The organism is Cryobacterium sp. M15, assembly GCF_002929675.1.
GTDB lineage: Bacteria > Actinomycetota > Actinomycetes > Actinomycetales > Microbacteriaceae > Cryobacterium > Cryobacterium lyxosi.
Genome location: NZ_PJJW01000014.1, coordinates 1 through 4,458, shown reverse-complemented (window position 1 = coordinate 4,458; position 4,458 = coordinate 1). Strand labels below are relative to the sequence as shown.

Annotated in this window: 4 protein-coding genes; all 4 read right to left on the bottom strand. The window is 62.1% G+C overall.

Annotated elements, in window-relative coordinates; genetic code table 11:
* Nucleotides 1-909, bottom strand: a 909-nt coding sequence (gene egtD / locus CXY83_RS00195; RefSeq protein ID WP_104195436.1) for an L-histidine N(alpha)-methyltransferase, incomplete at its 3' end; no start/stop codon positions are given.
* Nucleotides 906-1,868, bottom strand: coding sequence for an ergothioneine biosynthesis protein EgtC (gene egtC, locus CXY83_RS17925; protein WP_255408710.1), 963 nt, complete (start codon nucleotides 1,866-1,868; stop codon nucleotides 906-908). The genes egtC and egtD, both read right to left, overlap by 4 nt.
* A gap of 3 nt (nucleotides 1,869-1,871) precedes the next feature.
* Nucleotides 1,872-3,221, bottom strand: coding sequence for an ergothioneine biosynthesis protein EgtB (gene egtB / locus CXY83_RS00185; protein WP_104195435.1), 1,350 nt, complete (start codon nucleotides 3,219-3,221; stop codon nucleotides 1,872-1,874).
* Nucleotides 3,211-4,458, bottom strand: a 1,248-nt coding sequence (gene egtA, locus CXY83_RS00180) for an ergothioneine biosynthesis glutamate--cysteine ligase EgtA (RefSeq protein ID WP_104195434.1), incomplete at its 5' end; no start/stop codon positions are given. The genes egtA and egtB, both read right to left, overlap by 11 nt.

Below are 4,458 nucleotides of genomic sequence, written 5' to 3'. Positions count from 1 at the left end.
TTCCATCTCTTCGACCACGCCGTCAAGGCGGAATTTGGCCGAAATTTCCGTTCGAAGTTCTTCCCCCTCGTGGAATTGGATGTTCATATCCATCTCTGGCAGGTGCACCATCATTGGCCTGCTGGCGCGCAGCCGCATCTCGATCCATTCCTCTCGGGGCATCCACACCGCCATGTGTTCAAAGGCCATCACGTCGAAATTGGCACCGAGCTCGGTGTTGAGAACGCGCAGCACGTTCCGGTTGAAGTCAGCGGTGATCCCTTCCGTGTCGTCATAAGCCGAAACGAGGACGTGTGGCGATTTCACCAAATCCGTACCAAGAAGCAGTGAACCACCGTCTTTGCCGAGCAAGTCGCGAACGTTAGAAAGAAAACTGGCTCGGGTCGATGGCTCAAAATTACCGATGGTGCTGCCCAGTAACGCGACCATGCGACGTCCGGCCCGAGGTAGCAGGTGCAGCTGGGTCTCGAAGTCCGCTGTCACGGCCTGCAGTTCAAGGCCGGGGAAGGCAGGAGCCAATTCGTTTTGGGCATCCAGCAGTGCACTATCGCTGATATCTACGCCAACGTAACGGCGAAGGGAGCCTTCGTCTTTCAGGGCGTTGAGCAGCAGGGGGGTTTTCCGGGAAGATCCAGAACCGAGCTCGATCAGCGTCTCTGCAGGGCATGCGGTCGCTATCTCTGCCGCGTGGAGTTCTAGCACTTCACGTTCGGCTCGTGTGGGGTAATACTCCGGCAGGCCTGTGATGCGCTCAAATAGTTCGCTGCCGAGTTTGTCGTAGAACCACTTGGGTGGCAGCGTTTTCGGCGACGCGCTCAGTCCTGTGCGCACGTCTGCGCGCAGGCTTCGCCCTAGATGGTCCGGAGATAGGTGGTGAATGATGGCGGGGCGGGCGGCAAAGAGGCTCATGGGGCTACCTGTTCCTTCGTGAGAGTGGGAATTGGACGGACGTCGACGTAGCCGGCGGTGGCGGTCAGAAGAGAGTTGTCCGCCACCTCATGCCAGTCGGGGCTGTCATCGAAAGGTTCACTGGCCACCACTACGCTCCCGGGACCGGTTCGCCAAAAGAGGGTATCTCCNGGGCTGTCATCGAAAGGTTCACTGGCCACCACTACGCTCCCGGGACCGGTTCGCCAAAAGAGGGTATCTCCGGCGGCCGTGGCCGCTATGACTGTGCCGTCCGTGAGTAGAAAATTTAGTCGGGCGCCGGTGACGGCAGAGACGCTGTTGACCACGTGCGCCAGCGCATCCCCGGCGCAGTCTCCTGTGGCGAGCCGTTCCAGGACAAGGGCCCAGAGCAGGGCGGAGTCGACTNGAAAATTTAGTCGGGCGCCGGTGACGGCAGAGACGCTGTTGACAACGTGCGCCAGCGCATCCCCGGCGCAGTCTCCTGTGGCGAGCCGGTCCAGGACAAGTGCCCAGAGCAGGGCGGAGTCGACCCGAGCTTCAAGGGCCAGCAGACGAGCGGGCGGAAGCGATGCGGCCAGAGCTTCCACTGCCTGCGGCCAACCCTCTATCCGGCCGTTGTGGCTGAAAAGCCAGGGCCCGTGCGCGTAGGGGGCAGCAGCTGATGCCTCCTGCGTCATTCCTGGTGTCGCGGACCGGACGGCCGCGAGCACCGCCCGGCTGGAGGTCACCCGAGCGACATCAGCGAAGGACCCGTCTGCCCAGAGGGGGATTGCGCGGCGGTAACGGGCGGGTAAGGGATCTTCCGAGGCATACCATCCGACACCGAAACCATCAGCGTTCACGGTCCCGTATCGCTGATGTCTGGGCGCCCAGGATTGCGTCAACAACCCGTGAGCGGGGGCGAGCAGCAACTCCGCGAGCGGCATCGGGGACCCGATATAAGCTAAGTGACGGCACACCGGCTAATTCACCTCGTCCGGTGCGGCATCCCGCGCCGTACGGAAGCCGGCGAAGATTTGCCGTCGGATTGGGTAATCCCAATTGCGGAATGTCCCACGGCACGCGGCTGCGTCCGCCGCCCAGGAGCCGCCGCGTAGCACCTTGTAGTCAGACCCGAAGAAAACTTCGCTGTATTCCTGATAGGGGAACGCGATGAATCCGGGGTAAGGGCGGAAGTCGCTGGAGACCCATTCCCAAACATCACCGATGAGCTGGCGTACGCCCAACGGTGATGCGCCGCGCGAATAGGAGCCGGCAGGGGAAGGCCGCAGAGCTGATCCGCCCAGGTTCGCGTGATGCGGGCTGGGATCTTCATCACCCCACGGGTAGCGCCTCGAGCAATCGGACCGGGGGTCGTACCGCGCAGCTTTTTCCCACTCTGGTTCGGTCGGAAGCCTACGCCCGGCCCAGCGGGCGTAGGCGTCCGCTTCGAACCAGCACACGTGCTGCACCGGCTCGTCTTCTGGCACCTGTTCAACGACGCCGAATCTGGTTCTGACCCACCGGTCACCGTCGCGTTCCCAATATTTGGGCGCCACTATTCCGGTTTCTTTGACGTGCTTCCATCCTTGGGCCGTCCACCAGCGGGGGGTTCGGTAGCCGCCGTCGTCTATGAAAGATCGGTAGGCGCCGTTGGTTACCGGAATAGTGTCGATCCAGTACGCGGGCAGATCGACCGGATGGGCGGGACGTTCGTTGTCCAGTGCCCAGGGCTCCACCGAGGTCCCCATCATGAACGTCCCTGCGGGGACCAGCACTTCCTTTGGTAGAGAGTACCGGTCGGTGGACACGACGTCGGCTGCCAAAGTCCGGGCATGCAGGACTGGTGTGCCGACCCGGAGCTGGTGGGTGGCCAACATCGTCTCGTCGTGCTGCTGCTCGTGCTGGATGATCATTCCGAAGGCGAAGCCACGATCCACCAATGGCGAGCCTTCCAGGGGAGTCCGATCCAGGACATCGAGGGTTTTGGTCCGAACCTGGGCGAGGTACTTGCGGGACTCCTCCGGTGAGAGCAACGGCAGCGAGGTGCGAGCGCTGCGCGCATGCTGGAAAGCGTCGTACATCTCGTCGATGTCGCACCGCAGCGGCTCCATTTTGCCGACGTCGCGGACCAGCCAGAGTTCCTCCTGGCTGCCGACATGCGCGAGGTCCCAGACCAGCGGCGACATCAGCGCCGAGTGCTGCTTCAGCAGATCTTCCTCGTCGCACTCAGTCAGCGCATGCGTTCGGTTCCGGGACCTTTCCAGCGCGTCGGCGATGAAAGTTTTGAGATTTTCCGGATCGGCACCGGATTCAAAAAAATTATCGGACATTTTCACAACGCTCCTCATGCTCTGACGGACCAAAATAACTGCCGGTCTTTCTCCACACCTCCAGTCGTTCCTCCGCAGGACACCGGCCCCGCGCCGTAAATCGATCAACAAAATCTTCTGCGCGGTTACGCGTGGCGGCGTCAACCCCTAAACGGGGCAATGCCATCAGGGCAGCTTCGGCGCAGCCGTAGGCCGCCGAAGCGAGCACGGGATTTGTCAACGCGTGACGGGCAGCTGTCCTGAGCGGATTGGACAGGGATGCCACCGGGGCGCAGGCCTCTGCGGCCAGGTCGGCTGCATGCTCATCATCCATCAGGGCTGTCACCATGGCCGTAACAGACTCCCAGTCGCTGCCTGCCTGTGCGTCGATCACCCTGATCTCCATGAACCCCCGCGGGCGGACAGGTGGGAACAAAGTTGTCAGGTGGTACTTCAGGTCGTCGAGCGTTGCAGCTCTTGGGCCTTCTCCACGTAACCAGTTCCGCATCGTCAACCCGCGCGGAGCTGTCCAGGCAGCCTCTGTTGAGGGAATGCACAGCAGTAGCGCATCAAGCGCGTAGCGGGCCCAGTCCAAGCGCGGGTCCACCGAGCGGGGAACCATTGCGGTCCGGGAAGCATCCATCGCCAACCAGATACGCTGCCGGTTGCTCTGCCAACCGCTGGGGACGCCATGAAGGAACGGGGAATTTGCGAACATAGCAGCAAGGACCGGAACGAGATTGTGCAGTCGCGCCCAACGTTGCGCCGCGCCACTGGAACCCGGAGTGTCGAACCCAGCCTCCAGCGAAATCTGCAGGGCAGCAGTGGAACACATCATGACCCGTCCCGCAGAGCCGAAACGATCAAAATGGTGCTCCATGGCGGCATAACGTGGATGATCCAATGACCGCACCGGCGGCCGAGCAGGGTCCAAAGCCACCGCGCCGAAGCGAAGACCAGCATCCGCCAGCAGAGCCTCAACAGCTGCAAGATCCGCCCGGGTCGCCACGACGAGAGAGGGAAGATCAGACGCGCACACAGAGCTCACCTCCAACTGCCCGCCTGGTTCGAAGGTGATTACTCCTCCACCCGGTAACGGTCCCTGTGATGCCGCCATTGCGTCGCTGACCCGCGCCACCGAAACCGGGAACTGAGGATCCGAGACATCGTGGACTAACCGTTCGACCTCAACTCCGGCAGCACCCGGCGGCCCGGTCTTAAAGCACACGGAGGCAACATATATCTCCGCGTCAGATTC

Excerpts from the sequence above, each read along its gene's own strand:
- egtB (WP_104195435.1), bottom strand. The coding sequence starts at position 3,221 with ATGTCCGATAATTTTTTTGAATCCGGTGCCGATCCGGAAAATCTCAAA.